We start from the raw sequence: 25115 nt of genomic DNA on the forward strand, positions 1-25115 counted from the left end.
CGGCACCGGCGCCGTGTCCTTCACCTCGCCCGCACCCGGGCGACACCACCCCAGGAGAGCCTGACATGGCAGTTCCGCTCGGGGCCGAGATCCCCGTACGCACCCCGCCCCTTTCCGGGGTGACGGCCCAGGAGGCCCTCACCCCTGCCGCCGCGGTCCAGCACCGCCCGGTGGCCGGTTCGGTGCACTCCTGGGACCTGTCCACGGGCGTGGACGGGCCCGGCACCCGCTTCGTGACCTTCCTGGCCGGCTGCCCCCTGGCCTGCCTGTACTGCCACAACCCCGACACCTGGAAGATGCGCGACGGCAAGCGCGTCCTGGCCGACGCCATGGTGGCCGAGGCGGCGAAGTACCGGGCGTTCATCCGGACCGCGGGCGGCGGAGCCACCCTCAGCGGCGGCGAACCGCTCCTCCAGCCGGTCTTCGCCGGCGAACTCCTCCACCGCTTCAAGCACGAACTGGGCCTGCACACCGCCCTGGACACCTCCGGCTACCTCGGCGCCCGCGCCACCGACGCGCTGCTGCGGGACACCGACCTCGTACTGCTGGACGTCAAGTCCTGGCACCCCGGGCTCTACCAGCGGCTCACCGGCCGGCGGCTGCGCCCCACCCTGGACTTCGCGCGGCGGCTGGCCCGGCTGGACAAAGAGGTGTGGGTGCGCTTCGTACTCGTCCCGGGACTGACCGACGACCCGGCCAACATCGAGGGTGTGGCGGCCTTCGCCGCCTCGCTCGGCAACGTGACCCGCGTGGACGTGCTGCCCTTCCACAAGCTCGGCGCCTCCAAATGGGAGCGCCTCGGCCTGGACTTCACCCTGCGGGACACCCCGACGCCCACCGCGTCGCAGCTGGCGACGGCACGGGAGATCTTCGCGGGGGCGGGGCTCACGGCGGTGTGAGGGGCGGGCCCGCGGTGGCCTTCAGGCCGCCAGGGGAGCCCCGTGGCCCTTCCGGGCCTCGTCGAAGCGGGCCAGGACGAGGCGCGCCATGGCGACCTGGGAGCCGAGCGGGCGGGCGGTGCACACGCACCCCGCACGCTCGGCCTCCGCGGCCAGATGGTCGGAGAAGCGCCCCGGAGCCATCAGGTAGGGGACCACCGCGATACGGGTACGGCCCTCGGCACGCAGGTCCCGCGCCGTACGCGCCAGGGACCGGTCCTCCTCGCGCCCGGCGCACAGCAAGGCCGGGCGTACCGGGACGGGGGCCCTCCGCCGGGCGCGCAGGGCCGTACCCAGCTGCCGGGCAACGGCGTAGCAGCCGTCATTGCCGCCGGGCCGGCGCGAACCCGCGGCGGCCAGCACGACGGCGTCCGCCGGAAAGCCGGCGCGGGCCTCGGCCTCCTGAAGGCGGTACGCCAGCGCTTCGGTCAGCAGCAGGTGCGGAGCGAGCGGTTTCGCGGCACGGGCGGGCCCGAGCAGAGCGGGCAGGTCCACGGTGAAATGAAATCCCGCGCCCAGCAGCAAAGGCACCACAATGGCCGGCGCACCGCGCAGGGCGGCCACGGCCTCATCGACGGTGGGCCCGTGAATATCGAAGAACGCGCTTTCCACCCGGAGTTCCGGACGCAGCGCGCGGATTTCCGTCAGCAACCGGTCCGTTTCCCTTTGCGCCCGGGCCTCGCGACTGCCGTGAGCGGCGGCAATCAATACAGGTGCGGAAGAGGCCATGGCGTCACGCTAACGACTGTCCCCGCCGCCGATAAGGCACCGCTGGTCCCGGCTTCCGGGGGACGACCGGCCCTGATCAAGAGGCCGTTCGGCGCGGGGTACGGATTCGGGGCGGGCATAGCCTGAATCCGCTGCGGCCCGGGAAGGCGCGGGCTTCGGGCGGCAGTCGGGGGAACAACGGAAAACGCGACCCGTCGCCGAGCAGCTACAGGAGTGCTTCATGCTGTCATCCACCGACCGGCCCACTCTCGTTCTCGTCGGTCACGGCATGGTGGGCCAACGGCTGCTGGAAGAACTGGCCGTACGCGACGCGCTCGCCGGTCCCGACGGAGCGGACGACCCGGGCGACGGCCAACGCTGGCGCGTGGTGGTCCTCGCCGAAGAAGAGCGCCGCGCCTACGACCGCGTACACCTGTCCTCGCTGTTCACCGGGACCACCCCGGAAGAACTGAACCTCGCCGACCCCGGCTTCCTCGCACGCCACGACATCACCCTGCGCCTCGGCGACCCCGCCACCGCCATCGACACCGCCACCCGCACGGTGACCACGCGCCGCGGCGCGGCCTGGCACTACGACGCGCTGGTGCTGGCCACCGGCTCGTACGCCTTCGTCCCCCCGGTCCCCGGCCGGGACGCGCCCGGCTGCTTCGTCTACCGCACGGTCGAGGACGTCCGGGCCATCCGGGAAGCGGCGCGCGGCGCCCGCACCGCGGCCGTCGTCGGCGGCGGACTGCTGGGCCTGGAGGCGGTCGGCGCCCTGCGCTCGCTGGGCCTGGAGACGAGCGTGGTGGAGGCCGCGCCACGGCTGATGCCCGGACAGGTGGACCGGGGCGGCTCCGATGTACTGGCCCGGACCATCGAGGCGATGGGCGTCCACGTGCACACCGACGCGGCGATCACCGAGGTGTGGACCGGCGCCGACGGCCGCGTGCGCGGTCTGTCGCTGTCGGACGGCGGCAGCGTCCAGGCCGACCTCATCGTCTTCTCCGTGGGCGTACGGCCCCGCGACGAACTCGCCAGGACCGCCGGCCTCGACGTCGCGGACCGCGGCGGCATCGTGATCGACGCCCAGTGCCGCACCTCCGCGCCGGAGGTCTACGCGCTCGGCGAGTGCGCCCGCGCCGCCGACGGCCACGTCTACGGCCTCGTCGCCCCCGGCTACCGGATGGCGGAAGTCCTGGCGGACACCCTGACCGGCAAGGAGAACGGCTTCACCGGCGCCGACACCTCCACCAAGCTCAAACTGCTGGGCGCGGACGTCGCCTCCTTCGGCGACCCCTTCGCCCCGGACGCCGGCGGCTCGGTCCTGTGGGCCGACTCCGGCTCCGGCGTCTACAAGAAGCTGGTGCTCGGCCCGGACGGCAAGCTGATGGGCGGCATCCTGGTCGGCGACGCGGACGCGTACGGCACCCTGCGGCCCCTGGTGGGAGCCCAGCTGCCCGGACCGGCCGCCTCCTTCCTGCTGCCCGCCGGCGAAGCGGGCCCGGTGGACACCACCGCGGTGCTGCCCGACGACGCGGTGATCTGCTCGTGCAACGGCGTCACGAAGAAGGCCCTGCGCGACGCGGTCCGCGGCGGCGCGCACGACCTGGCCGCCGTGAAGAAGTGCACCGGCGCCGGCACCCAGTGCGGCGGCTGCGTCGGCGCCGTGACGTCGATCATGGAAGCGCAACTGGCGGCCGAGGGGATCGAGACGGGACCGGGCGGCCTGTGCCCGGACTTCACGCAGACCCGCCGCGAGCTGTACGAGATCGTCCGGGTGACCGGCATCGACAGCTTCTCCCGCCTGGCGAAGGAGTACGGCGTACCCGGCCCGGACGGCAAGCCGCCGCACGGCTGCGCGGTCTGCCGCCCCACCGTCGCCTCGCTCCTGGCCACCCTCGGCCCCGAACTCGGCCTCCACCACATCCTCGACGGCGAACAGGCCGCCCTCCAGGACACCAACGACCTCTTCCTCGCCAACCTCCAGAAGGACGGCACCTACTCCGTGGTGCCCCGCCTGCCCGCCGGTGAGATCAGCCCGGACCACCTCATCGTGCTCGGCGAGATCGCCCGCGAATTCGGCCTCTACACCAAACTCACCGGCGGCCAGCGCATCGACCTGTTCGGCGCCACCGTGGACCAGCTGCCGGACATCTGGCGCAGGCTGGTCGACGCCGGCCTCGAATCGGGCCACGCGTACGGCAAATCCCTGCGCACCGCGAAATCCTGCGCCGGATCCCGCTGGTGCCGCTTCGGGCAGCGCGATTCCGTGGGCATGGCCGTGGAGCTGGAACTGCGCTACCGCGGACTGCGGTCCCCGCACAAACTCAAGCTGGCGGCTTCCGGCTGCATCCGCGAATGCGCCGAGGCCCAGAGCAAGGACGTCGGCGTCATCGCCACGGCGAAGGGCTGGAACCTCTACGTGGGCGGCAACGGAGGCACCAAGCCCCGCCACGCCGACCTGCTCGCCCAGGACCTGGGCGACGCGGAACTCATCCGCACCATCGACCGCTTCCTCATGTTCTACATCCGCACCGCGGAACGCCTGGAACGCACCGCGACGTGGCTGGAGCGCATCGACGGCGGCATCGACCACGTACGGGACGTCGTCCTGCACGACTCCCTCGGCCTGGCCGAAGAACTGGAATCCCAGATGCAGCGCCACGTCGACGCCTACCGGGACGAATGGCAGGCCGTCCTGGAAGACCCGGCCAAACTCCGCCGCTTCACCAGCGCCTTCCCCGCCCCCACCGGCCCGGCCGGCCCCGGCCACGTCCAGGTCCGTACGCACGAGGGCGACTGGCGGTCGGTCTGCCTCCTGGACGACCTCGAACCCGGACGCGGCATACCGGTCCGCGTCGGCGACGAACCGGGCCCGATCGCCCTCTTCCGCTCCCCGGACGGCGAACTCTTCGCCGTCTCCGACACCGACCCCGTCTCCGAGGCGGACGTCATCTCCCGCGGCATCTACGGCGCGGTCGACGGAGCGCCGGTCGTCACCTCACCCATGTACAAGCAACGCTTCGACCTGCGCACGGGCGCCTGCCTGGACGACGAGAACCAGCGACTGGAGGTGCATCCGGTACGGGTGCTGTGACGTGACGGTCCGGGCGGGGAGCCAGGGGGCGGTACCGGGCCGGACAGCACACGCTGCGGCATCACCATGACGCCCTCCCCGTCACGGGTGGCACTCCGAGCGGACCATCTCAACGCATCGTAGGGGAAGGCACCGACAACGGCCCTCGGCCGAGGAAGCGGCCGGTACGAGCTGCCGTCCGGTGCGGCAACGCCCCGTCCGAGACCGGTCGGACGGGGCGTCGTACCGCGGTGGGCGTCATGCCGCGCGGATCACCCGAAGAAGTTCCAGTTCCCCTCGACCGGCAGCGGGTAGCCGCTGTCGGTCCGGTCGCTGACCAGGTCGTACCGGACGTACTGGTCGTCCTTGAACAGGTACACCTTGTCCGTGTCGAGCACCGAGTTGACGGCCGCGTCGATACCCCGCTGGAAGTTCTCCGGCAGCCCGCGCCAGCCGCGCAGGATGGGCGTCGGCCCGCCGAGGAGCTTGTCGTTGGGAACGTCGTAGCGGATGTACAGGTCGTCCTTGAAGATCCAGCTGACGTTCGGGTCGCTCTGGTGGTTGACGGCGGCGTCGATGCCGAGCTGGAAGTCCGGCGGCAGGCCCTTCCACGCCTCCGCGATGCCGAGCGGGTAGCCCGGCTCCACCTTGTCGGAGTCCAGGTCGTAGCGGACGTACTGGCTGTCCTTGAAGAGGTACACGATCTGCGGCTGGTCCCGGCGGTTGAGCGCGGCGTCGATACGGCGCCCGAAGGTGTCCACCAGGCCGGGCCAGTTGCCCTCGATGAGCTTCGGGTACCCGTCGAAGCCGTGGTTCTCCCGCATGTCGTAGCGCACGTAGGAGTTGTCCTTGAGGACCCACGTGATCGGGTCGTTGCCCTTGGCCCTCACCACGGCGTCGATACGCCGGTAGAAGGATCCCGGTGAAGCGGTCTGCTCTGCCACGTTCCACACCCTCTCGCAGTCGATGGGTCTGGTGTACGCCTGCCGGCCGGCGGCTGTCCGATCTCGTCAGGTCACCTTGCCAGCCCGCTGCGGTGGTGTCACGCCACCCTCACGCACCGGCTCATTCCTCACCACTCCGCCATTCGGATCGAGCCATGCCACATCCGCCCAAACCCCCTCCATGGCCCCGTGCTTCACCCGCGTGCCCCACTCGCCACCGCGCCCGCTGGTGAAGGTGCAGATCCGCTGACGATGCCCTGAGGCCCTTGGCCCCGGACCGCGAAGAACGATGGCCCCGTATCCCTGTCGGCATGAGGTGGGGGTGCGGGGCCAAGCGCGGAGCGATGAGGGCGATGGGGGCGGTGGGTGCGGTGGGCAGCGCAGTGCGTTCGTGCGGTTCTATCCGATGGCCGGTGAAGGACGCAGGCCCCCACGTCCTGACCATCCCCGGCCGCCCGCCTACGGCATCCACCGGGCAAGGGCCTTCGGCCGCCGCGCGGCCACCACCGGCATCCGCCGACGTTTCGGCGTCCGCCGAAAGAACCGGCGCCTACCGTCCAGCCATGAGCCCGCACACCTACGCCACCCACCTGCACTGGAACGGTTCCACCGCCGCAGGCATCCGCTCCTACTCCCGTGCCCACATCGCCACCGCACCACCCGCGGCCGCGGAAGTGGCCTTGAGCGCGGACCCGGCGTTCCGGGGCGATGCCGAACGGCTCAACCCCGAGCAGCTCGTCCTCATGGCCGCCTCGTCCTGCCAGATGCTGTCGTTCCTCGCCGTCGCCGCCCGCGCCGGCATCGACGTGCTGTCGTACGACGACGAAGCAGCCGGCCACCTCGACCTGACGGCCGACCCCGCCCGCCTCGGGACGATCAGCCTGGCGGTCACTGTTCAGGTGGCCGCCGGCACCGACGAGGCCACGGTCCGGGAACTGGCTGAACAGGCGCACCGTGAGTGCTACATCGCCAACTCGCTGTCGGTTCCCGTCGAGGTGACCACCACGGTGGTGACCAGGTAATCGGGCGGCCGGGTGACCGCCGATCGCCCCGGCACCGCGCGGCACACCTGGCGACCATGGCGCCGGTGCGGGCTGCACCGGCACCGGCCCCGCGTGGACAAGCGCTCTGAGCTGGCCGGACGGCGTCCGGGACGGTCCCGGAGCGTCCCGGACCGTCCCGGACGGTGAATCGCTTGGCCGCGTCCCTCCGGCCCGTCGAGAGTTCTGCCGTCCCAGCAGAAACAGCCGTGCGAATCACGGCTCTCGACCCATGGAGTCAGCCATGCGCAAGGTCACCTCGATCGCGGCCCGGGGCGCCGCGATCACCCTCCTCGCCACCAGCGCGCTAGCCGTCACGGGCGCCGGGAACGCCCACGCCGCCTCACTCGGGGCGAAGATAGCCGGCACCGCCAAGAAGCAGGTCGGTGCGGGCCCCTGCGGCCTCAACGGCAAGGGCAGCTTCTGGGGCCGGGGCACGGACCAGACCGGCAGCTGCGGCCGCAACGGCACCGAGGCACACCCCTGGTGCGCCGACTTCGTCGGCTGGGTGTGGTGGAAGAACCACGTCGGCGGCAGGATGCACAAACTCAACGACCTCGCCTCCAGCTTCACCCGGTACGCCCCGATGCACGCGAAGCCGAAGATCGGCGATGCGATCCTCTACAACCAGCACACCAGGGACGTCGAGGACGACCATGTGGCGATCGTGGTGGGCATCTCCGGCTCGAAGATCACCGTGGTGGGCGGCAACCAGGGCAACCCGGGCAGCGTGAGCACCCACACCTGGCAGTCCTACAAGGTCGGCAGCTGGGCCAACGGCACCCAGAAGATCAGCGGTTACGTCACTCCGGTGGCCGGCTGACCGGGCCCCGGCGGCCCGCCACGTTCCCGGAGTGGCGGGCCACCGGCCCCGGCACGTCGATGACATCAGGGGCTACGACATTCTCGGTGGCATCGCGACAGTCGGAATACACCCGACGGCCATCGGTCAGCGCAGCCCAGTGGCCCGGTCAGGACCGACCGGTACGTCCTGCCCCTCGCCGCCGAGTGCCTTGAGTTCGGTGCCGTTCGGCCCGGTCCTGTAATGGGTCACCGTGCCAGGTCTCTGGTTTTCGCCGAACAGATCCGCCCACGTGGCGTAGGCGCCGATCGACTGGTTCACAAAGAGGCCGATCACGACGAAAACCGCCAGCTGGGTCGCCAGCAGCAGTCCGACGCGGCCGAGAATCGCGCGCCAGCCGCGCTTGGACAGGCGCGGCCACAACCAGATGGTGAGGACAAGGAGTGCTGCCGCGGACAGGGCGGCCAGGAGCAGCACTTTTTTGCTGGTGAGCTCCATGCGGTGCTTTCTTTCGGGCGGTCGGTGAGCCGGGCCGCGAGGGAGCCCCGGTTCCCGGAATGCCGCAGGCGGCACAGGTCGGACAGCGCGGCGGGGCTCGCATATTGTTTCCGGCCCGGATGAGAGGCGAATGATGTCTGTCCGGATAGATGGCGAGAGGCGGCAAGACGGTTTCGTGGCCTTCGTCACCCGGTCTGCGCGGCTCGTCCAGGAAAGAATCCTGCGAATACTGCCCTACAATCTGTCTGCTGCTCGCTCATCCCTTGGCGCGTCCGGCAACGCCGCCGGCTCCTGCAACTAAAAGGCGCTCTCATAACCATCCTTTAACGTCACCTGCCGACGCCGGCAGGCCATGACGACGTGAGTCAATGCGGGGTCGAAGAACGTGGAAACGCGTGCGCAGGTGTGGAACCGGCCGTGGGCCGCGGCCCGGAGGCTGCCGGCGACGACGGTGTACGTCGTCCTGCTCGCCGTCACCGCCGCCTGGCTGGCCGCCCAGCCGCTGCGCGTGCAGGAGCGGTTCATCCGTCACAACAGCAGCAATGTGCACCACTTCGAGGTCGGTAAGTGGTGGACCCTGCTGACCAGTGGACTGGTGGTCGACGGGGTCCCCGTCCTGCTCGGCATAGGCGCGGTGGCCGCGGCGCTCGGACGCGCCGAGTGGCGCTGGGGCAGTGCGCGCGGCCTGGGCGTGTTCCTCTTCGGCCACGTGGCGGCGACCTTGCTCACCCAGGGTGCGGTGTGGCTGATGCGGCTCGCGCACCTGCCGGGCGCCCTGCCCCGCATGCAGGACGTCGGCATCAGCTACGGCCTGGTGGCCACCGTCGCGTGCCTGCTGGCCCTGGGCGGCGACCGCGCCCGGCGCTACGGCCTGCCGGCGCTCACCGCGGCCCTGGCCGTCGCATGGACCATCAACCAGGAACTGGCCGACGCCGGGCACCTGGTGGCGCTGGGGCTCGGCGTCCTGGCTTCGCGTACCCGCTGGTTCCGGGAGGGCTCTCCGGAGCGCGGAACGCGGTGAAGATGTTCTGCACCGGTTCTTGTTCTCCTTCGACCGTGTCACCGCCGACCGCAAGGACCCGCTTGATCAGGAAGGGCTTGATCAGTAGCGCCGGCACGGCCATGACGACGAGGAGCGGCAGTTCCTTCCAGAAGGAGCGCTCTTGGCCCTGGAGCGATTCCTCTTGCCGCCCGCACCCTGCCGCGGGGCACCACTGTCCTGCTCTCCGGTCAGCCAGGACAATGACGGCCGGCGGCACGTACGGGGTGTGGGGCGGAACAGCCGGGCAGCCAGCGGTCCCGGCGCTACGCCGGGACCGTGCCGCATCCCCTCAGGCCGCCCAGCGTTTCCGCCGGCGGCGGGCGCACAGCTTTCGGCGTTCCTCTTCGTCCGTACCACCCCATATACCGTAGTTCTGGCCCGTCTCCAGTGCCCATTCCAGGCACTCGTAGGTGACCGGGCATTGTCGGCACACCGCCTTGGCGTCCGCTTGTTGTTGGGCGGCGGGGCCCGTTACTCCTACGGGGAAGAAGAGTTCCGGGTCCTCGTCCAGGCACGCCGCTCGTTCCCACCACTCCATGTCTGCTTTCCCTCGCCGAGTCGCCAGGAGATTGTTGTCGGATTCCGCAGGCTCCGTGGCGGCACGCACCGGGGCCGTGTCCGCGCGATGGGGCGGCGTACCGGCCGGCCCGGCGCCGAGGGCGGCGGGCTCTCGCGGCCGGCCGGTGTGGAACTCTGTTGTCCGGGACCGCGTGGGGAGCCTGGGAATCCCGGGTTCCCTGGCGTGCGGGATTCAACCGCGTGATGCGGGCGGGAATGCGCACACGGCCAGCGCGCGTTCGTGGAGGCTGCCGAGGATCAGGTGGCCGTCGTGCTCGTGGACGCTGGTGACCATGCGGTAGTCGGGGCTGCGGCGGCGCAGGTCGTGGACGACGCGGCCGGAGGCGTCGAGCGCCAGGACGCCGACGAGCGGGCCCGGCCGTGGGCGGACGTGCCGGGCCACGCTTCCCACGGCCTGGCGCAGGGCCGGTTTGCCGCGGTGCAGGCGTTCCAGGCTCGTGGAGCGCGGCCCGGCCAGCGCCACCCAGAACAGGCCGCCGGACCCGCGCGACATGTTGTCGGGGTAGCCGGGGAGGCCGTCGGCGAGCACGTCGCGCCGGCCTGCCCGCGGTCCGGTGAGCCAGAGCCTGGTCAGCCGGCGGGAACCGGTCTCCGCCACGGTCACGAAGGACTCGTCCGGCGCCAGCGCGACGCCGTTCGCGAACTGGAGCCCGTCCAGTACGACTTCGGGGCTGCCGCCGGGGCGCAGCCGGACCAGTTGCCCGGTGCCGGAATGTTCCAGGATGTCGCCCAGCCAGTCGTCCAGCGGGTAGCGGCGGCTGGAGACGCTGAAGTAGACCGTGCCGTCGGCGGCCGCCGTGGCGTTGCTGCAGAAGCGCAGCGGGGCGCCGTCGACGGTGTCGGCGAGCGTGCGTACCGTACCGTCGGACGGGTCGACGCGCAGCAGGCCCCGGCGCGCGTCGCACACCAGGACACCGCCGTCGGGCAGCGGTTCCAGCCCGAGCGGCCGGCCGCCCGTACGGGCGATCACCTCGGTCCGCGGCGCGCCGGCCACCGTGTCCGCCGCGCCCTGCGGTCCCTTCGGGAAGGCGTCCAGCCGCAGCACCCTCCCGTCCTCCACCCCGGTCAGCACCCGCCCGACCGCGTCCACCACCACGTCTTCCGGGCCCCTCCCGTCCAGCGGCACGGTCCGCAGCGGCGGCATGGGGAGGGGGATCCGGTTCGTCTCCTGTGTGTTGGCCATGCCCCCCTGACTACCCGGGTGCGGCGGCCCCTACCAGGGGCAGGGGATGGTCGGTGGGCGGCGCGGTCAGGACTTGGTCCGGTTTCCGACGTGGTGCGGGGCCGGGGATGCGGGGGCTGCGGGCGGGAGTTCGTACGTGTGCCGGCCCGATACGGCCCACCAGGCGGTGGCCAGGGCCAGGACGAGGAACAGGGCCACGGGGGCGTAGTTGAAGGTGGCCGGGGAGATGGGGGCGGACTGCGGGAGGCAGAAGAGGACGGTCACGAAGGCCACCCAGACGACGGCCACCCAGCCGACCGGGACGCCCCAGCGGCCCAGGTTCCACGGGCCGGGGCGGAAATTGCGGCGGTGGCGCAGCCGCAGGTAGACGGGGATCGCGTAGGCCGGGGTGATGCCGATGATGTTGATGGAGGTCACGGCCGCGTACGCCGCCGAGGAGTAGAGGGAGGGCGAGGACGAGGGCGACGGCGACGGACAGGAGGACGGCGCGGGTCGGGGTGCCCGTACGCGGGGACACCCGGCGCCACCGGGCGGAGCCGGGCAGCGCGCCGTCGCGGGAGAACGCGAACACCATCCGCGAGGTGGCCGCCACCTCCGCGTTGCCGCAGAACAGCTGGGCGACGATCACCACCAGCAGCAGAGCCTTCGCCCCGCTGACGCCCAGCGCGTCGAGGAAGATCTGCGCGGGCGGCACCCCGGTCGGGGTGTCCCGTACGCCCGCGTAGTCCTGGATGGCGAAGGTGAGCCCGGCCAGCAGGACGAAACCGGCGGCCCAGGACCAGCGGATGGCGCGGACGATGCCGCGGGCCGCGTTCACCTGGGCCCCGGTGGTCTCCTCGCTCAGGTGCGCCGACGCGTCGTACCCGCTGAAGGTGTACTGGGCCAGCAGCAGGCCGATCAGCGCCACGTACGGCGTGCTGTGCCAGCCGGTCTCGTTGACGAACGCGGTGAACACGAAGGAGACCGGCTGATGGTGGGACGGGACCAGCCACAGCACTCCCACGATCAGGGCGACGCCGGCCAGGTGCCACCACACGGAGACCGAGTTGAGGATGCCGACCAGGCGCACCCCGAAGAGGTTGAGCACCGCGTGCAGGGCGAGGACGCAGACGTAGATGACCATGAGGGAGCCGGGTGTGGGCTCGAAGCCCCACTGGAGGCGGGCGAACGCGCCGGCGAACAGGGCGCATCCGTAGTCGATGCCGGCGATCGCGCCGAGCAGGCCGAGGAGGTTCAGCCAGCCGGTGTACCAGCCCCAGCGCCGGCCGCCGAGCCGGTCGGCCATGAAATACAGGGCGCCGGAGGTCGGGTAGGCGCTGGTGACCTCGGCCAGACCGGCGCCGACGAACATCACCATGATGCCGACGCCGATCCAGCCCCACATCATGACCGCGGGCCCGCCCGTGGCCAGCCCGAAGCCGTACAGCGTCAGACAGCCGGACAGGACGGAGATCACGGAGAAGGAGCCGGCGAAGTTCGCGAAGGGGCCCATCCGCCGTTTCAGCACCGGGGTGTAGCCCAGCTCGCGCAGGAAGTCGTGGTCGTCCGGGGCGGGGGAGCCGGACGGCGTCCGGCCGTCGCGGCGAAGTGGCCTGGTGCGCGTCACGGAAGCTGCCTCCAGTACGGGATGGACGAGCCGTCGGCGCAAGGAAAGGACCGGAGGGGCGCGCGTGTCGAGGATCTTCCGGCCGGATGTCCGGATATGTGGCCGGTCCTGATGGGTGACGTGTCCCGTGGGCGGCCGGTCCCCGTGGGGGGCCGCTCCCCATGGGATGTCGGCTCCCATGGGATGTCGGCTCCCATGGGCTGCCGGCCCCCGTAGGTGATCGGGGCGGCCTGTCGGCGTTCGGTCCCTGTCCGGTCGCGTCGACACGTACGTCCGCCTCCGTTGCGTCGCTACGGGAGCGTAGCGACGCAACGGAGGCGGGGCGGGAAGAGCGAACGGTGGCTCTTGCGAGATCAGCCGAGATCAGCAGTCACAGCATCCCCCGTCGCAGCAGCAGCCGTCACAGCAGCCGTCACAGCAACAGGAGTCGGGGCAGCAGTCGCAGCTGTCGCAGCATTGCTGGCACCAGCCCTCGCGCTTCTTGCGCGACCACGCGCCTTCGTACTCCGACGCGCAGCACACCTGGCACGTGCAGCACAGTCCGACGGCGACCACACAGCCGGCCAGGAGGCCCCGGGGCTTCTTCGGCGGCTGGGGAGTGAGGTTCGGCATCCCGCCGCCTCCGGACCCGCCTCCGGGCCCGCCGCCGTCCCAGCCACCGAAGCCGCCGCCCGAGTCACCGGACCCGCCGGACCCGCCGGAGCCTCCGGACCCGCCCGGCCCGCCGCCGTATCCCGCACCCGAGCCGCCCCCGGGCGGCACCGGCCCGCCCGTCGCGTACGGATTCTGCGGGCCGTTCAGGTGCTGCGGACCGTGGGCGTACGGGGCGCCGGCCGGTGTCTGTCCGTAGCCGGGCGCGGCCTGACCGGGCTGGACCGGCCCGTACCCGTTGCCGTACCCGTTGCCGTACGGGTTTCCCGTCCCGCCCTCGTACGGTCCGGCCCCGTACGGTCCCGTCCCGTGCCCCTGATGCGCGCAGGCCGCCGTCCCGAAGGCCCGGTCCACCGACCGCCGCAGCTCGTGCACCAGCAGGACGTGGACCAGCTTGGAGTCCGCGAACTCCACGTCGCGCAGCGCGAGGCGGATGCCGTGCAGCGCGTCGTCGCACAGCCGGCGGGCCTGGGCGAGGGAGGCGCCGGTGGCGGTGATCGGGTTCCAGGCGCCTTCGGCGGCGTCCGCCGTACGGTCCTCCACCGCGTCCAGCAGGTGGGCCAGCCGGCCGAAGAGCCGGCCCGCCTCGGCCAGCGGGGCGGCGTTGCCGGGCCGGCCGGCGAGCACGGCGGTGTGCGCGAAGGCCGCCGCGGTCGCCGTCTCGGTCGGCTCGGTGATGACCGTCAACGGCGTGCCCGGGCCCGCCAGTTCCTCGATGCCCACCTGCCGGTCGACCGCGTCGACGAGGACGGACGTGTCGAAGCCGAGCGTCGCGCCGGTGCGCGCCCCGGCCCGGTCCCAGCCGGCGGCCACCTTGCGGGCGGCGGCGGCCACGGGACGGCGGCGCAGCATCCCGTTCCGGTCGGCGACATGGTCGCGGATCTTCGCCGAGGCGAGCACGAGCGAGACCGACGCGGCCAGCCGGGCACCCTCGCCCTTGGCCACCGAGGCGGTCCGCATGCCGCGCAGCGGGCAGGGCCCGGCGGTCCGGCGCCGGCCGGCCGTCCGGCCGGTCTGGGCGTCCGTCAGGACGGACACGATCAGCCCGTCGTAATTGGTGACCACCCGGGCGAACTGTCCGTGGTCAGCGCGCAGGGCGAGACACAGCCCGCACAGGTGGGCCATCCACTCCGCCTTGAGTCCTTGGGACAGGCGGTGGGTGCAGGGCCGGACGATTCCGAACACGTGGAAGAAACCCCCGTAAGACTTCGATGACGATCGGTCGTGGCTGGAAATCGTATTACCCGGCGTGGCGCGGGCCGGTGGCGGTGGCCGGTGGGGCGGGGTCGGCGAAGGAGGCCGCCGGGTCGGGCGGCGGGCGTGCCGGGGCGGGCCGGACGGGGCAAGCAGCAGGCACGACGACCCAAGCCGGAGGAGCAGCCATGAAGGATGCCGTGACGGCGACGACCGGGCCGGCCCCCGCGCGGGCCCGCCCGGCCCCGCCCATCGCCCGGGCCGCCCGCACCCGCACCGCACGCGCCGCACGGCCGGAGGGGCGATGAAGAGCCGCCGCGCGGGGCACCGCGCCGGGCTGCCGGTGTCCGAAAGCGAACGGGTGCTGTTCGGCGGCGCCCTGCGCTACGACCTGTCGTTCACGCGGCACGAGATGGCGCTGCTGCGGATGGGCCTGTGGACGATGGCCCGCCAGTTCCCCGCCATGATGGGCGCCGTGGGCAGGGCCGCCTGGCGCGAGGACCGCACCGCGCTGCTGGCGCTGCTCGGCGCCGAGGTGGGCCAGGGCGTGCTGCGCGCCTTCACGCTGGTGGCCACCAACCAGGTGCTCGTCGCGCTGTTCGCGGCCGGGCCCACGCCCGCGCGGCTGCGCCAGGCGCTGCCCGCCCTGGCGGCCGTGGCCGTCGTCGCGGTGTTCTCGTCGCTGCTGTCGGCGGTGTCCACCGCGGCCTCCGGGCAGCTGGAGCCGAAGATCGAGCGTGTCTGCACGGCCCGCTTCTACCAGGGCGTGATCCGCGTCGAACTCGCCGCCCTGGAGGACCAGCAGGTCCACCGGGCCCTGGACGCGGGCCGGTTCGGCACCGACTCGATCCGTATGATGCTCGGCTCCTCCATCCTCGTCCTCAACGCGCTGATCGGCCTGCTCGCCGCCGCCGGGGTGCTGCTTCTGCTGCACCCGCTGCTCGTCCTGATGCTGTTCCTGGTGGCCGCGCCCAAGGCGTGGAGCGCCGTGCTCTCGGCCCGCCGCCAGTACGATTCCCGGCACACCTGGATCGAGCATCGCCGCGCCATCTCCGTCATCACCCAGAAGCTCACCGACCAGGCATGCGCGGCCGAGATCCGGGTGCACGGCGCCGGGCGCCTGCTGGTGGACGCGTACGCGGACATGTCCCGCACGATGGAGCGCGAACAGCAGCGGCTGGCCCGCGCGGAGGCCGCCACCCAGACCGCCGCCTCGGCGGGTTCGGGCCTGGCGGCGCTGGGCGCCTACGGCGTGCTGTGGCTGCTGCTGACCGGCGGGGGCATGCCGCTGGCCGTGGCGGGCACCGCCGTGATCGCCGTACGGACCTCCAGCGCCGGCCTGATGGCGCTGGTCATGCAGTTCAACCGGCTCTACGAGGAGGCCATGTACCTCAAGGACTGGGAGGACGCCTGCACCCTGGCCGAACGGCACGCCATCCCCGGCGGCGGGGACGAGCTGTCCGGGCCGCTGGAGGAGGTCCGCCTGGAGAAGGTCTCCTTCACCTACCCCGGCGCCGCCTCATCCGCCCTGGACAAGGTGGACCTGACCATCCCGCGCGGCACGGTCGTGGCGCTGGTCGGCGCCAACGGCTCGGGCAAGTCCACGCTGGCCAAGCTCGTCGCCGGTCTGTACCTGCCCAGCGACGGGCGGCTGCTGTGGAACGGCACCGACACCCGCGACGCCGACCGCGAAGCGGTCTTCGACCAAGTGGCGCTGCTGGCCCAGGACTTCCCGCACTGGCCCATGACGGCCCGCGCCAACATCCACATCGGCCGCAGCGGCCGCCGGCTCGACCAGTGGCGCGTCGAGCGGGCCGCGCACGCCGCGGATGCCATGGACATGATCACGGCGCTGCCGCACGGCTGGGACAGTCTGGTCGTCAAGGGCTTCGAGCGCGGCACCGAGCTCTCCGGCGGGCAGTGGCAGCGCCTCGGCGGCGCCCGCGCCCGCTACCGGGACGCGGCCCTGCTGATCGTGGACGAGCCGACGTCCGCGCTCGACCCCCGGGCCGAGATCGAGACGTTCCGGGCCCTGCGCGCCCTCACCGGCCGGGGCACCACCGTCCTGCTGATCACCCACCGCCTCGCCGCCACCGCGAGCGCCGACCTCATCTACGTCCTCGACGCCGGCCGCCTCATCGAGCAGGGCACCCACCCCCAGCTCATGGCGCTCACCGACGGCCACTACCGCTCCCTCTACGAGATCCAGGCGGCCCAGTACGCGACCGGCGCACCGGACGGCTCCGGGGCGCGGGGCGCCGCGGACGGCGAAGGGCCCCGATGACCGCGCGACAGCGGACGGACGGTCGTGCGACAGCGCGGCGCGCCGTGGGGTCCCGGACCACCCGGTCCGGGACCCCACGGCCGCATGGGCGCGCAGCCGCCGGCTATTCCGTCAGGGACTTCGCGAAAAGGCCGTACAGTTTCTTGTACGCGTCGTCCTGCGTCGGAATGAGCACCAGCACACGAATGGTCAGCTTGCCCTTGGCCGGAACGATGTGAACGCCCTCCGGAGGCGAACCGAGCACGACGTTTCCGTCCGAGCCGTCACTGATGATGAGCCCCCAGAAGCTCGTCTCGAATTCCGGGGCCAGGACCGAACCGTCCGGGAGCTGGCCGAAGCCGACATTCCAGTGCTTCACATCGGTCTCGCCGGCGTACAGGGTGACGTCGTAGGAGTGGATGTACTTGTGGGTCTGCCAGTCCTGCCAGGAGGAATTGAAGGTGAACTCGACCTTCAGATTCTTGTTGACCGCCGTGAAATCGACGGTGTCCGGCTCCGATTCCTGACCGCCGCTGACGGCGGTCGCCGTCACACTGTGCTTTCCGGGCGACCAGCCGCCCTCGCGGGCGAAGCTCCAGAGGTTGGTGGTCACCTTGACGCTGCCGAGCTGGCTGCCGCCCTCGGTGAGCGTCACCGTGTCGGCGTGGAAGGCGACCCCGTCGACGGTGGCGCCGCTGTCCACCTCGGAGCCCTCCTGCGGGGTCCTGATGTCCACCACGGGCGTCGGCAGGGTGACGTAGAAACGCAAGGGCGCCTTGCCGGACTGCACGTCGTCGCGTACGGCGATGGCGGAGAGGTCGTGCTGGCCGAGGGGCCAGTCGGTGTCCGGGGCGTACTCCCACGCGCTGTCCTTGACGGGGCAGGTGCCCAGCAGCTTCGCCCCCTCGTACAGCAGCACCTGCTGGACGTCGGGAGCCGCCTTGCCCTGGACGGCCTGCCGGCGGTCCTCGGTCTGGGCGCTCGGCAGGGGAGCGGTGAACACCGGCAGCGGCACCGGCTTGTTGAAGGCGAGCGCGGACTGGGCCTGGTCGTTCCAGGTGCCGGTGGAGCTGCCGGACAGGGGGGTCCGCGTCAGGTCGGCGACCGAGGAGTTGGCGGACACGGGCAGCTGCGAGCCGCCCTGATTGGTCCTCGTGAAGAGGATGTTGTCCCGGTCGGTGTTGTTGACGACGCTGCTCACCCCGTCGTCGCTCTGGTCGAAGCCGTAGTCGCTGAAGTTGTTCGCCGTGCCGTTGACCGGGATGACGAGGATTTTGGTGCGCGGCCCTCCCACGTTGTAGTTGATATCGGCGAACAAGGAGAAGGCGTTCGCGGGGGCGGCGTCCTTCCCCCGGCCGGTGATGACGTACGGTTCGTCGGTGGACTTGCCATTGCCGTTGGCGGTCACTCGCGTCCCCATCTCGTCGCTGTTTCGGTGCTCGCAAGGCTGCCCGCGGTATGTGGCGCCGTCAATTGCGGAAGGCGTGTTCGACGGTGTTCAGGCCATGCCGGGCACTGGCTGAATTACGCGGGGCAAGCGGCCGGGAAACGCCGTCGGGATATCGGCGAACTCATTACCGGCAACTCTGTGTTCGAGCGTGCCGCTGCGCTGCCCCGGGGCATGCAGGACCGTCCGCCCTTCCCGTCGTGCCGGGGCACGTGATTCATCCGCGTACCGCGGGGCACTCGCAACCGCATGACGCGCGGCGCCGCGTACCCGGCACCGCCGGCCCGTACCGGGATTTCCGACCAGGAGGTCACAGTGGGAACAGCGAGCACACGTCCGCGTCTCTTAGCGGTGGCGGCAGCGGGGGCGCTGTCCCTGGCCGCCGTCGCCGGCTGCGGTGGTACGGACGACAAGGCATCGGGCAAGCCCTCGGACCGGCAGAGCGCGTCCCCCGCCGCGCCGGGCGGGGCGGCGGACGGCCCGCAGGCGGTACGGGCCGCGCACCAGAAGACGACGGACGCCCGGACCGCCAAGATGACGCTTGTCACCAAGGCGCAGAGCGGCGGGACGAACGCCGAGGTCCGGGGGTCGGGCGTGGTGGACCTGGCCAAGGGCAACAGCGAGCTGGTGCTGCTGACCGGCAACTCGCAGATTCACCAGCGGATGGTGGAGGGCATCCTCTACCAGCAGCCGCCCGCCGCGCAGCGCAAGCAGCTGCCGCAGGGCAAGTCGTGGCTGAAGGTGGATGTGAAGAAGCTGCTCCGGCAGACCGGCGGCAGCACCCAGTACGAGGACCCGACGTCCTCCTTCAACTACATCAAGGGCATCAGCGACAAGGACGTCGAGAAGGTCGGCACCGAGACCGTCGACGGCACGGCCACCACCCACTACAAGGTGTCCGTCGACGTGGCGGAGCTGGCCAAGGACAACGCGCGGCAGGCGAAGCAGCTGCGGGCCCAGCTCGGCGACCGGCTGCCGCTCGACGTCTGGCTGGACGGACAGGGCCGGCTCCGCCAGGAAAAGGTCGAGGTCAAGCCCAGGGCCGGCCAGCAGGGCAACAGCGGCGGGCGGACCGCCGTCACCACCACGCTCAAGTTCAGCGACTTCGGTACGGACGTGAACGTCACCGCGCCGCCCGCGAAGGACACCGTGGACATCACGGACAAGGCGGTCAAAGCCGCTCAACAAGAACAAGGTCGGCAGACACAGCAGGGGTAGCGGCGCGCATCGCGGCCCTGAGGGATGAGGGGCTGATGCGGACACCCGCCGAGGGCACCGGGCGACGAGCCGGTGCCCTCGGCTTCTGCTTGGCCGGCTGCACGTCCGGGGTGTGGCCGACCGCGCGCCCGGCCGTACGCCCGGCGCCCCGGAAGTGAGTCGCGTCACAGGCGGCCGCGGGTGCTGTCGCGGGGTGCGGTCGTCCGGCCCGGGGGGCGGGTGGCAGACTGAGGCGGGTGGGAAACGCGGTGTCCGGCGGCGCCGGCGTGGTCGGTGACCGCGGGAGCGGGGCGGTGACGGCGCACGGGCCGGGTGCGGGCCATGGGAGCGGAGGAGCGGTGGCAGTGCGGGTCGAGGCGGTCTCTTGAGATTTCTGCACACCTCCGACTGGCACCTCGGCCGCTCGTTCCACCGCGTGAACCTGCTCGGCGCCCAGCGCGCCTTCCTCGACCACCTCGTCGAGACCGTCCGCACGGAGCGCGTCGACGCGGTGCTCGTCGCGGGCGACATCTACGACCGCGCCGTGCCGCCGCTCGCCGCCGTGGAGCTGTTCGACGACGCGCTGCACCGCCTCGCCGGGCTGGGCGTGCCCACCGTCATGATCTCCGGCAACCACGACTCGGCCCGCCGGCTCGGCGTCGGCTCCGGGCTGATGCGGCAGGCCGGCATCCACCTGCGGACCGACCCGGCGGCCTGTGCCGACCCGGTCGTGCTGCGCGACACGCACGGCGAGGTCGCCCTGTACGGCCTGCCGTACCTGGAACCGGCCCTGGTCAAGGAGGAGTTCGGCGCCCGGCGGGCCGACCACGCGCAGGTGCTGGGCGCGGCCATGGACCGGGTCCGCGACGACCTCGCCGGACGCCCGGCGGGCACCCGGTCGGTGGTGCTCGCGCACGCCTTCGTCACCGGCGGCGCGCCCAGCGACAGTGAGCGCGACATCACGGTCGGCGGCGTGGAATCCGTACCCGCTTCGGTCTTCGACGGGGTGGACTACGCGGCCCTCGGGCACCTGCACGGCTGCCAGACGATCACCGAACGGGTCCGCTATTCCGGCTCCCCGCTCGCCTACTCCTTCTCCGAGGAGCACCACCGCAAGTCCATGTGGCTGGTGGAGCTGGACGCCGCGGGCGCCGTACGGGCCGAGCGCCTGGACTGCCCGGTGCCCCGGCCGCTGGCCCGTATCCGCGGCAGGCTCGCCGACCTGCTGGAGGACCCGGCGCTGGCCGGGCACGAGGACGCGTGGGTGGAGGCGACGCTGACCGACGCGGCGCGCCCGCACGAGCCGATGGCCCGGCTCGCCGGGCGGTTCCCGCACATCCTCAGCCTCGCCTTCGAGCCGGAGGAGGGCCCCGCCCGCTCCCTCGCCTCGTACGCCCAGCGGCTGCGCGGGCGCAGCGACCAGGAGATCGCCGAGGACTTCGTCGAACACGTACGGGCCGGCCGCGCCGTGGACGACGCGGAGCGGGCCGTCCTGAGCTCGGCCCTCGACGAGGTGCGCGTCGACGACGCGCTGCGGGAGGTGGCGCGGTGAGGCTGCACCGGCTGTCGGTCACGGCCTTCGGGCCGTTCGGCCGGACCCAGACCATCGACTTCGACCGGCTCGCGCGGGCCGGTCTCTTCCTGCTCCACGGGCCGACCGGCGCGGGCAAGACCTCCATCCTGGACGCCGTCTGCTTCGCGCTGTACGGATCCGTGCCCGGCACCCGGCAGAGCGGCCAGGCGCTGCGCAGCGACCTCGCCGACCCGCTGACGCCCACCGAGGTGGTCCTCGAACTGACCGTGGGCGGGCGGCGGTTGGAGGTCACCCGGCTGCCGGAGCAGCCCCGCCCGAAGAAGCGGGGGACCGGCACGACCCGCGAGAAGGCGCAGAGCCGGCTGCGGGAGTACGTCACCGACGACGGTTCCGGGGACGGCCGCGGGCACTGGAAGGCGCTGAGCCGGTCCCACCAGGAGATCGGCGAGGAGATCGGCCAGCTCCTCGGCATGAGCAAGGAGCAGTTCTGCCAGGTCGTCCTGCTGCCGCAGGGGGACTTCGCGCGTTTCCTGCGGGCCGACGCCGAGGCCCGTGCCCGGCTGCTCGGGCGGCTCTTCGACACCCGCCGGTTCGCCGCGCTCGAAGAACGGCTCGCCACCCGCCGCAAGGCCGCCGCCGACCGGGTCGCCGCCGGTGACGACCGGCTGCTGGCGCTCGCCCACCGGATGGACCAGGCGGCGGGGGAGCCGGCCGACCTCGATGATCCGCTGGTTCCGGCGCCGGGGCGCGCCCCCGAGAGCGCGGCTGCCGGGTCCGGCCGCCGGAGCGGTACGGGCCGCACGGCGCAGCGTTCCGGTACGGGCGCGGCGCGAGGCGGGGCGACGGCCACCGCGACCGCCGTCATCCCAGGACAGTACGGACGCGGAGCCGGTGAGCAGGCCGCCGCCGGGCCGCCGGGCCCCGGCGACCCGGGCTTCGCCGAGGCCGTACTGGTGCGGGCGGCCGTGGCGCGCTCCACCGCACGGGAGCGGTACACGATCGCCCGGCTCGCCGTACGCTCCGCCGAGGCCGCGGAAGCCGCCGCCCGCGCGCGGGCGGACGAGGAGCGCGAGCGGGACCGCCTCCAGCGCCGGTACGCCGAGGCGCGGCGGCGCGCCGACGAACTGGCGGCGCAGACCGGCGAACGGGACCGCGCCCGGGACCGGCTGGCGCGCGCCCGCGCGGCCTCCGAGGTCGCCCCGGCGCTGGCCCTGCGGGACGCCGCCTGGCGCGAGCACGGGACGGCGCAGGCCGCCGAGCGGCGCGGCCGCTCCCAGCTGCCGCCGGACCTCGCCGGCGCGGACGGCGAGCGGCTCGCCACGCTGGAACGCGAGCTGCGGCAGGACCTCGGTTCGCTGACGGCGGCCCGCCGGGCGGAGGATCGCGCCGCCGAGATCCGCCGGGAGCGCGCCGGAATCGAACGGGAAGCGCGCGCCGACGAGCAGACGCTGCTCGACGCCGCCGCCTGGCTCGCGGACTGGGAACCGGCACATCAGGAACACCAGCGGCGCATCGAGGCCGCACAGGAGGCCGCCGCCCGCGCCGAACAGCTCCACGCGCAGCTCGACCCGGCCCGGCAGCGCCTGGACGCCGCGCGGCGGCGCGACCGGCTCGCGGACGAGGTGCGGGCCGCCGACGAGGAGGCACTGCGGGCCCGGGAGCGTTCGGCGGCCGCCCACGAGCACTGGCTCGACCTCAAGGACCGCCGACTGCGCGGCATCGCCGCCGAACTCGCCGCCGGGCTGGAGGACGGCGCCGCGTGCGCGGTGTGCGGGGCCACCGAACACCCCGCCCCGGCGCGTACCGAAGCCGGTCATGTGGACCGTACGGCCGAGGAAGCCGCGCTGGACGCCTACCGGCGGACCGAGTCCGTACGCCAGGACGCGGAGCGCGCCCGCCAGGCGATGAAGGAGGAACTGGCCGCCGCGACCGCGACCGCCGGGGACGCGACCGTCGCCGAACTCGCGCGCGCGGCCGACGAGTTGCGTGAATCCTACGCACGCGAACGGGCCGCGGGCGCCGGTCTGCACGCCGCCCGGGAAGCGCTGTCCCGCGCCGAGCGGGAGTACGAGCGCCGCCGCGCCGAACAGCAGGAGGCCGAGCGCCGCGCCGCCGCGCGCACCTCGCACCGCGAAGCGCTGGACCGCGAACTCGCCTCGATCGAAGCCGGTCTGGCCGAGGCGCGCGGCGACTGCGCGAGCGTCGCGGAACGGGCCCGGCGCCTGGAGCGGCAGGTCGCGCTGCTGGCCGAGGCCGCCGCCGCGGCCCGTACCGCCGAAGCCTGCGCCGAACGCCTCAAGGAGGCCGACGCCCACCTGTCCGACGCCGCCTACCGTGCCGGATTCGACACCCCGCAGGCCGCGTCCGACGCGCTGCTGGGCGATGCCGACTGGCGCGACCTGCAACAGCGCCTGGACCGCTACCAGGCCGAATCGGCAGCCGTGGAAGCCGAGTTGGCCGATCCGGAGGCCATCGCGGCGGCGGCCCTCCCGCCCGCCGAACCGGACCGCGCCCGCGCCGAACTGGACGCGGCCGGGCGCAGGCTGCGCGCCGCCGGTGCCGCCTGCGCCGCCGCCGAGGAACGCTGCGCCGAACTGGACCGGCTGGCCGCGCAGGCCCACGCCGACGCCCGCCGGCTGGCCCCGCTGCGCGTCGAGTACGAGCGCGTCGCCCGCCTCGCCGCGCTCGCCGCCGGTACGTCGGCGGAGAACGAACGGCGGATGCGCCTGGAGTCGTACGTCCTCGCCGCCCGGCTCGAACAGGTCGCCGCGGCCGCCAGCGCGCGCCTGCACCGGATGTCCTCCGGCCGCTACACGCTCGTGCACTCCGACGAGCGGGCCGGCGGCGCCCGCCGCTCCGGTCTGGGGCTGCACGTCATCGACGCCTGGACCGGCCATGAGCGGGACACCGCCAGCCTCTCCGGCGGCGAGACGTTCTTCGCCTCGCTGGCGCTGGCGCTCGGGCTCGCCGACGTCGTCACCGACGAGGCGGGCGGCACCCGCCTGGACACCCTCTTCATCGACGAGGGGTTCGGCAGCCTGGACGAACAGACGCTGGACGAGGTGCTGGACGTCCTGGACTCGCTGCGCGAACGGGACCGCAGCGTCGGCATCGTCAGCCACGTCGCGGACCTGCGGCAGCGCATCCCCGCCCAGCTGGAGGTCGTCAAGGACCGGGCCGGATCGTCCGTACGCCACCGCGTGCAGGACTGACACGAGGGGCCGGTACCGCGTACAGGACTGACACGCGGGACCGGTACGGGGAGCCGCGGCCCTCAGTGGCTGATCGGGCGCCGGGGGAGCGGGGAGGAGTACACCACGCTGGTCGTCACCGACCCCAGCGCGCCCACCCGGCCCGACACCTCTTCCAGGTGCTTCATCGACCGGGCGGCGACCTTCAGGACGAAGCAGTCGTCGCCCGTGACGTGGTGCGCCTCCAGGATCTCGGGCGTGGTGTCCAGCAGGTCGTGGAACGGCTTGTAGTTGCCGTTCGGGTAGCGCAGCCGGACGAACGCCAGCACCCCCAGCCCGATGGCCTCCGGGTCGACCACCGCCGCGTACCCGGATATCACCCCGGCCTCCTCCATGCGCCGGACGCGCTCGGTGACCGCGCTCGCGGACATGTTCACGGCACGGGCCAGTTCGGCGTAGCCCGCGCGGCCGTTGCGCTGGAGGACGTCCAGAATGCGCCAGTCGGTGGCGTCTGGGGAATAGTCGGTCATGAGAGGTGTTTAGCAGTGGAATCCCCGGCGGATCAAGGCTTCTGCCGGTGATCGTCGCTTCTCGGCACCGTGCCGGCACCATAGATTTTCCGGCATGACAGCACAGATCGTTTCCCCCGCCTCCCCTTCCGGCGACACTCTTTCCGGCGACGCCCTTTCCACCGGTGCCCCGGCCCCCGTCTCCCCCGTCCTGCGGACACCGCCCGCCGCTCCCGCCGAGGCCGCCGCCTACTTCGCGGCCCGGCTCGCCTTCCACACCGACGCCGCCGACGTCCATGCCGCCCTCACCGGCGGCGGCGACCCCGGCTTCGTCCTCGTCGACGTCCGCAGCACCGAAGCCTGGGACCAGGGGCACATCGCCGACGCCCTGCACCTGCCCACGGCGGACATCCCGCAGCACGCCGCGAAGGTGCTGGACCCGGCCGTCCCCGTCGTCGTCCACTGCTGGGGCCCCGGCTGCGACGGCGCCACCCGCGCCGCGGTGGCCCTCGCCGAGCGGGGTTATCGGGTCAAGGAGATGCTCGGCGGAATCGAGTACTGGATACGCGAGGGGCACGCGGTGCGGACGGCGCAGGGACGCGAACAGCACGCCCCGGACCCGTTGACGGCGCCCGCCGGCGACGGGGGCTGCGGCTGCTGACACCGTACGGGGGCGCGCCGGACGGAAAGCGGAAGCAACCCGGAAGAGG

Annotated in this window: 18 protein-coding genes and 1 pseudogene; 10 read left to right on the plus strand and 9 right to left on the minus strand. The window is 72.7% G+C overall.

Features of this window, described 5'->3' with window-relative positions; all coding sequences use genetic code 11:
- The first annotated feature begins 65 nt into the window (after window positions 1-65).
- A complete protein-coding gene (gene pflA, locus CP973_RS17830) occupies window positions 66-899 on the plus strand; it encodes a pyruvate formate-lyase-activating protein (RefSeq protein ID WP_244409576.1) in 834 nt (277 codons plus the stop codon).
- A 21-nt stretch (window positions 900-920) separates the two neighbouring features.
- Here pflA and CP973_RS17835 read toward each other — a convergent pair whose 3' ends face one another.
- Window positions 921-1667: a sirohydrochlorin chelatase gene (locus CP973_RS17835; protein WP_150241873.1), complete on the minus strand. Its 747-nt coding sequence runs from the start codon at window positions 1665-1667 to the stop codon at window positions 921-923.
- A gap of 220 nt (window positions 1668-1887) precedes the next feature.
- On the opposite strand from CP973_RS17835, the gene nirB reads away from it, so the two are divergent.
- Entirely contained in the window at window positions 1888-4746 is a 2859-nt protein-coding gene (gene nirB, locus CP973_RS17840; protein ID WP_150241875.1) for a nitrite reductase large subunit NirB, read from the plus strand.
- A 251-nt stretch (window positions 4747-4997) separates the two neighbouring features.
- On the opposite strand, the gene CP973_RS17845 is transcribed toward nirB, so the two are convergent.
- A complete protein-coding gene (locus CP973_RS17845) occupies window positions 4998-5669 on the minus strand; it encodes a hemopexin repeat-containing protein (protein ID WP_150241878.1) in 672 nt (223 codons plus the stop codon).
- Window positions 5670-6232: 563 nt separating this feature from the next.
- On the opposite strand from CP973_RS17845, the gene CP973_RS17850 reads away from it, so the two are divergent.
- Window positions 6233-6691 (plus strand): OsmC family protein, encoded by a 459-nt coding sequence (locus CP973_RS17850; RefSeq protein ID WP_150241880.1) that lies wholly within the window; start codon window positions 6233-6235, stop codon window positions 6689-6691.
- Window positions 6692-6953: 262 nt separating this feature from the next.
- A complete protein-coding gene (locus tag CP973_RS17855; RefSeq protein WP_167538352.1) occupies window positions 6954-7532 on the plus strand; it encodes a C40 family peptidase in 579 nt (192 codons plus the stop codon).
- Window positions 7533-7658: 126 nt separating this feature from the next.
- On the opposite strand, the gene CP973_RS17860 is transcribed toward CP973_RS17855, so the two are convergent.
- Window positions 7659-8009 carry a hypothetical protein gene (locus tag CP973_RS17860; RefSeq protein ID WP_208853204.1) on the minus strand — a complete coding sequence of 117 codons (351 nt, stop codon included), beginning with the start codon at window positions 8007-8009 and terminating at the stop codon, window positions 7659-7661.
- A 385-nt stretch (window positions 8010-8394) separates the two neighbouring features.
- On the opposite strand from CP973_RS17860, the gene CP973_RS17865 reads away from it, so the two are divergent.
- Window positions 8395-9030, plus strand: a complete 636-nt coding sequence (locus tag CP973_RS17865; protein WP_244409580.1) for a rhomboid-like protein — start codon at window positions 8395-8397, stop codon at window positions 9028-9030.
- Window positions 9031-9340: 310 nt separating this feature from the next.
- Here CP973_RS17865 and CP973_RS17870 read toward each other — a convergent pair whose 3' ends face one another.
- The 4 genes and pseudogenes from CP973_RS17870 to CP973_RS17885 all read right to left on the minus strand — a co-directional run bounded on the left by CP973_RS17870 (window position 9341) and on the right by CP973_RS17885 (window position 14255).
- Entirely contained in the window at window positions 9341-9589 is a 249-nt protein-coding gene (locus CP973_RS17870) for a WhiB family transcriptional regulator (protein ID WP_150241884.1), read from the minus strand.
- Between the two features lie 213 nt (window positions 9590-9802).
- Window positions 9803-10813: an SMP-30/gluconolactonase/LRE family protein gene (locus CP973_RS17875; protein ID WP_244409582.1), complete on the minus strand. Its 1011-nt coding sequence runs from the start codon at window positions 10811-10813 to the stop codon at window positions 9803-9805.
- A 66-nt stretch (window positions 10814-10879) separates the two neighbouring features.
- A pseudogene (locus CP973_RS17880) lies at window positions 10880-12305 on the minus strand (amino acid permease).
- 477 nt (window positions 12306-12782) lie between these two features.
- On the minus strand, window positions 12783-14255 hold the full coding sequence (locus tag CP973_RS17885) for a DUF5685 family protein (protein ID WP_150241886.1): 1473 nt from the start codon (window positions 14253-14255) through the stop codon (window positions 12783-12785).
- Window positions 14256-14568: 313 nt separating this feature from the next.
- Here CP973_RS17885 and CP973_RS17890 point away from each other — a divergent pair, with 313 nt between their 5' ends.
- Window positions 14569-16548: an ATP-binding cassette domain-containing protein gene (locus CP973_RS17890; protein WP_150241888.1), complete on the plus strand. Its 1980-nt coding sequence runs from the start codon at window positions 14569-14571 to the stop codon at window positions 16546-16548.
- A gap of 103 nt (window positions 16549-16651) precedes the next feature.
- Here the strand turns inward: CP973_RS17890 and CP973_RS17895 are convergent, their stop codons facing one another.
- Window positions 16652-17947 (minus strand): hypothetical protein, encoded by a 1296-nt coding sequence (locus tag CP973_RS17895; RefSeq protein ID WP_150241890.1) that lies wholly within the window; start codon window positions 17945-17947, stop codon window positions 16652-16654.
- Window positions 17948-18325: 378 nt separating this feature from the next.
- Between CP973_RS17895 and CP973_RS17900 the strand changes: the two genes are divergently transcribed.
- The 3 genes from CP973_RS17900 to CP973_RS17910 all read left to right on the plus strand — a co-directional run bounded on the left by CP973_RS17900 (window position 18326) and on the right by CP973_RS17910 (window position 23917).
- Window positions 18326-19192: an SCO4651 family lipoprotein gene (locus tag CP973_RS17900; protein ID WP_167538353.1), complete on the plus strand. Its 867-nt coding sequence runs from the start codon at window positions 18326-18328 to the stop codon at window positions 19190-19192.
- 364 nt (window positions 19193-19556) lie between these two features.
- On the plus strand, window positions 19557-20723 hold the full coding sequence (locus tag CP973_RS17905; protein WP_150241893.1) for an exonuclease SbcCD subunit D: 1167 nt from the start codon (window positions 19557-19559) through the stop codon (window positions 20721-20723).
- The gene (locus CP973_RS17910; protein WP_150241895.1) at window positions 20720-23917 is read left to right on the plus strand and encodes an AAA family ATPase; all 3198 of its coding nucleotides are present in this window, start codon (window positions 20720-20722) and stop codon (window positions 23915-23917) included. The genes CP973_RS17905 and CP973_RS17910 overlap by 4 nt, the downstream gene beginning before the upstream one ends.
- A 62-nt stretch (window positions 23918-23979) precedes the next feature.
- Here CP973_RS17910 and CP973_RS17915 read toward each other — a convergent pair whose 3' ends face one another.
- Window positions 23980-24426: an Lrp/AsnC family transcriptional regulator gene (locus CP973_RS17915; RefSeq protein ID WP_150241896.1), complete on the minus strand. Its 447-nt coding sequence runs from the start codon at window positions 24424-24426 to the stop codon at window positions 23980-23982.
- A gap of 94 nt (window positions 24427-24520) precedes the next feature.
- Between CP973_RS17915 and CP973_RS17920 the strand changes: the two genes are divergently transcribed.
- Complete coding sequence (locus CP973_RS17920; protein WP_244409583.1) at window positions 24521-25066, plus strand: rhodanese-like domain-containing protein; 546 nt, start codon at window positions 24521-24523, stop codon at window positions 25064-25066.
- Window positions 25067-25115: the final 49 nt, after the last annotated feature.

Origin of the sequence: Streptomyces albofaciens JCM 4342, from assembly GCF_008634025.1 — a bacterium.
Classification (GTDB): Bacteria; Actinomycetota; Actinomycetes; order Streptomycetales; family Streptomycetaceae; genus Streptomyces; species Streptomyces albofaciens.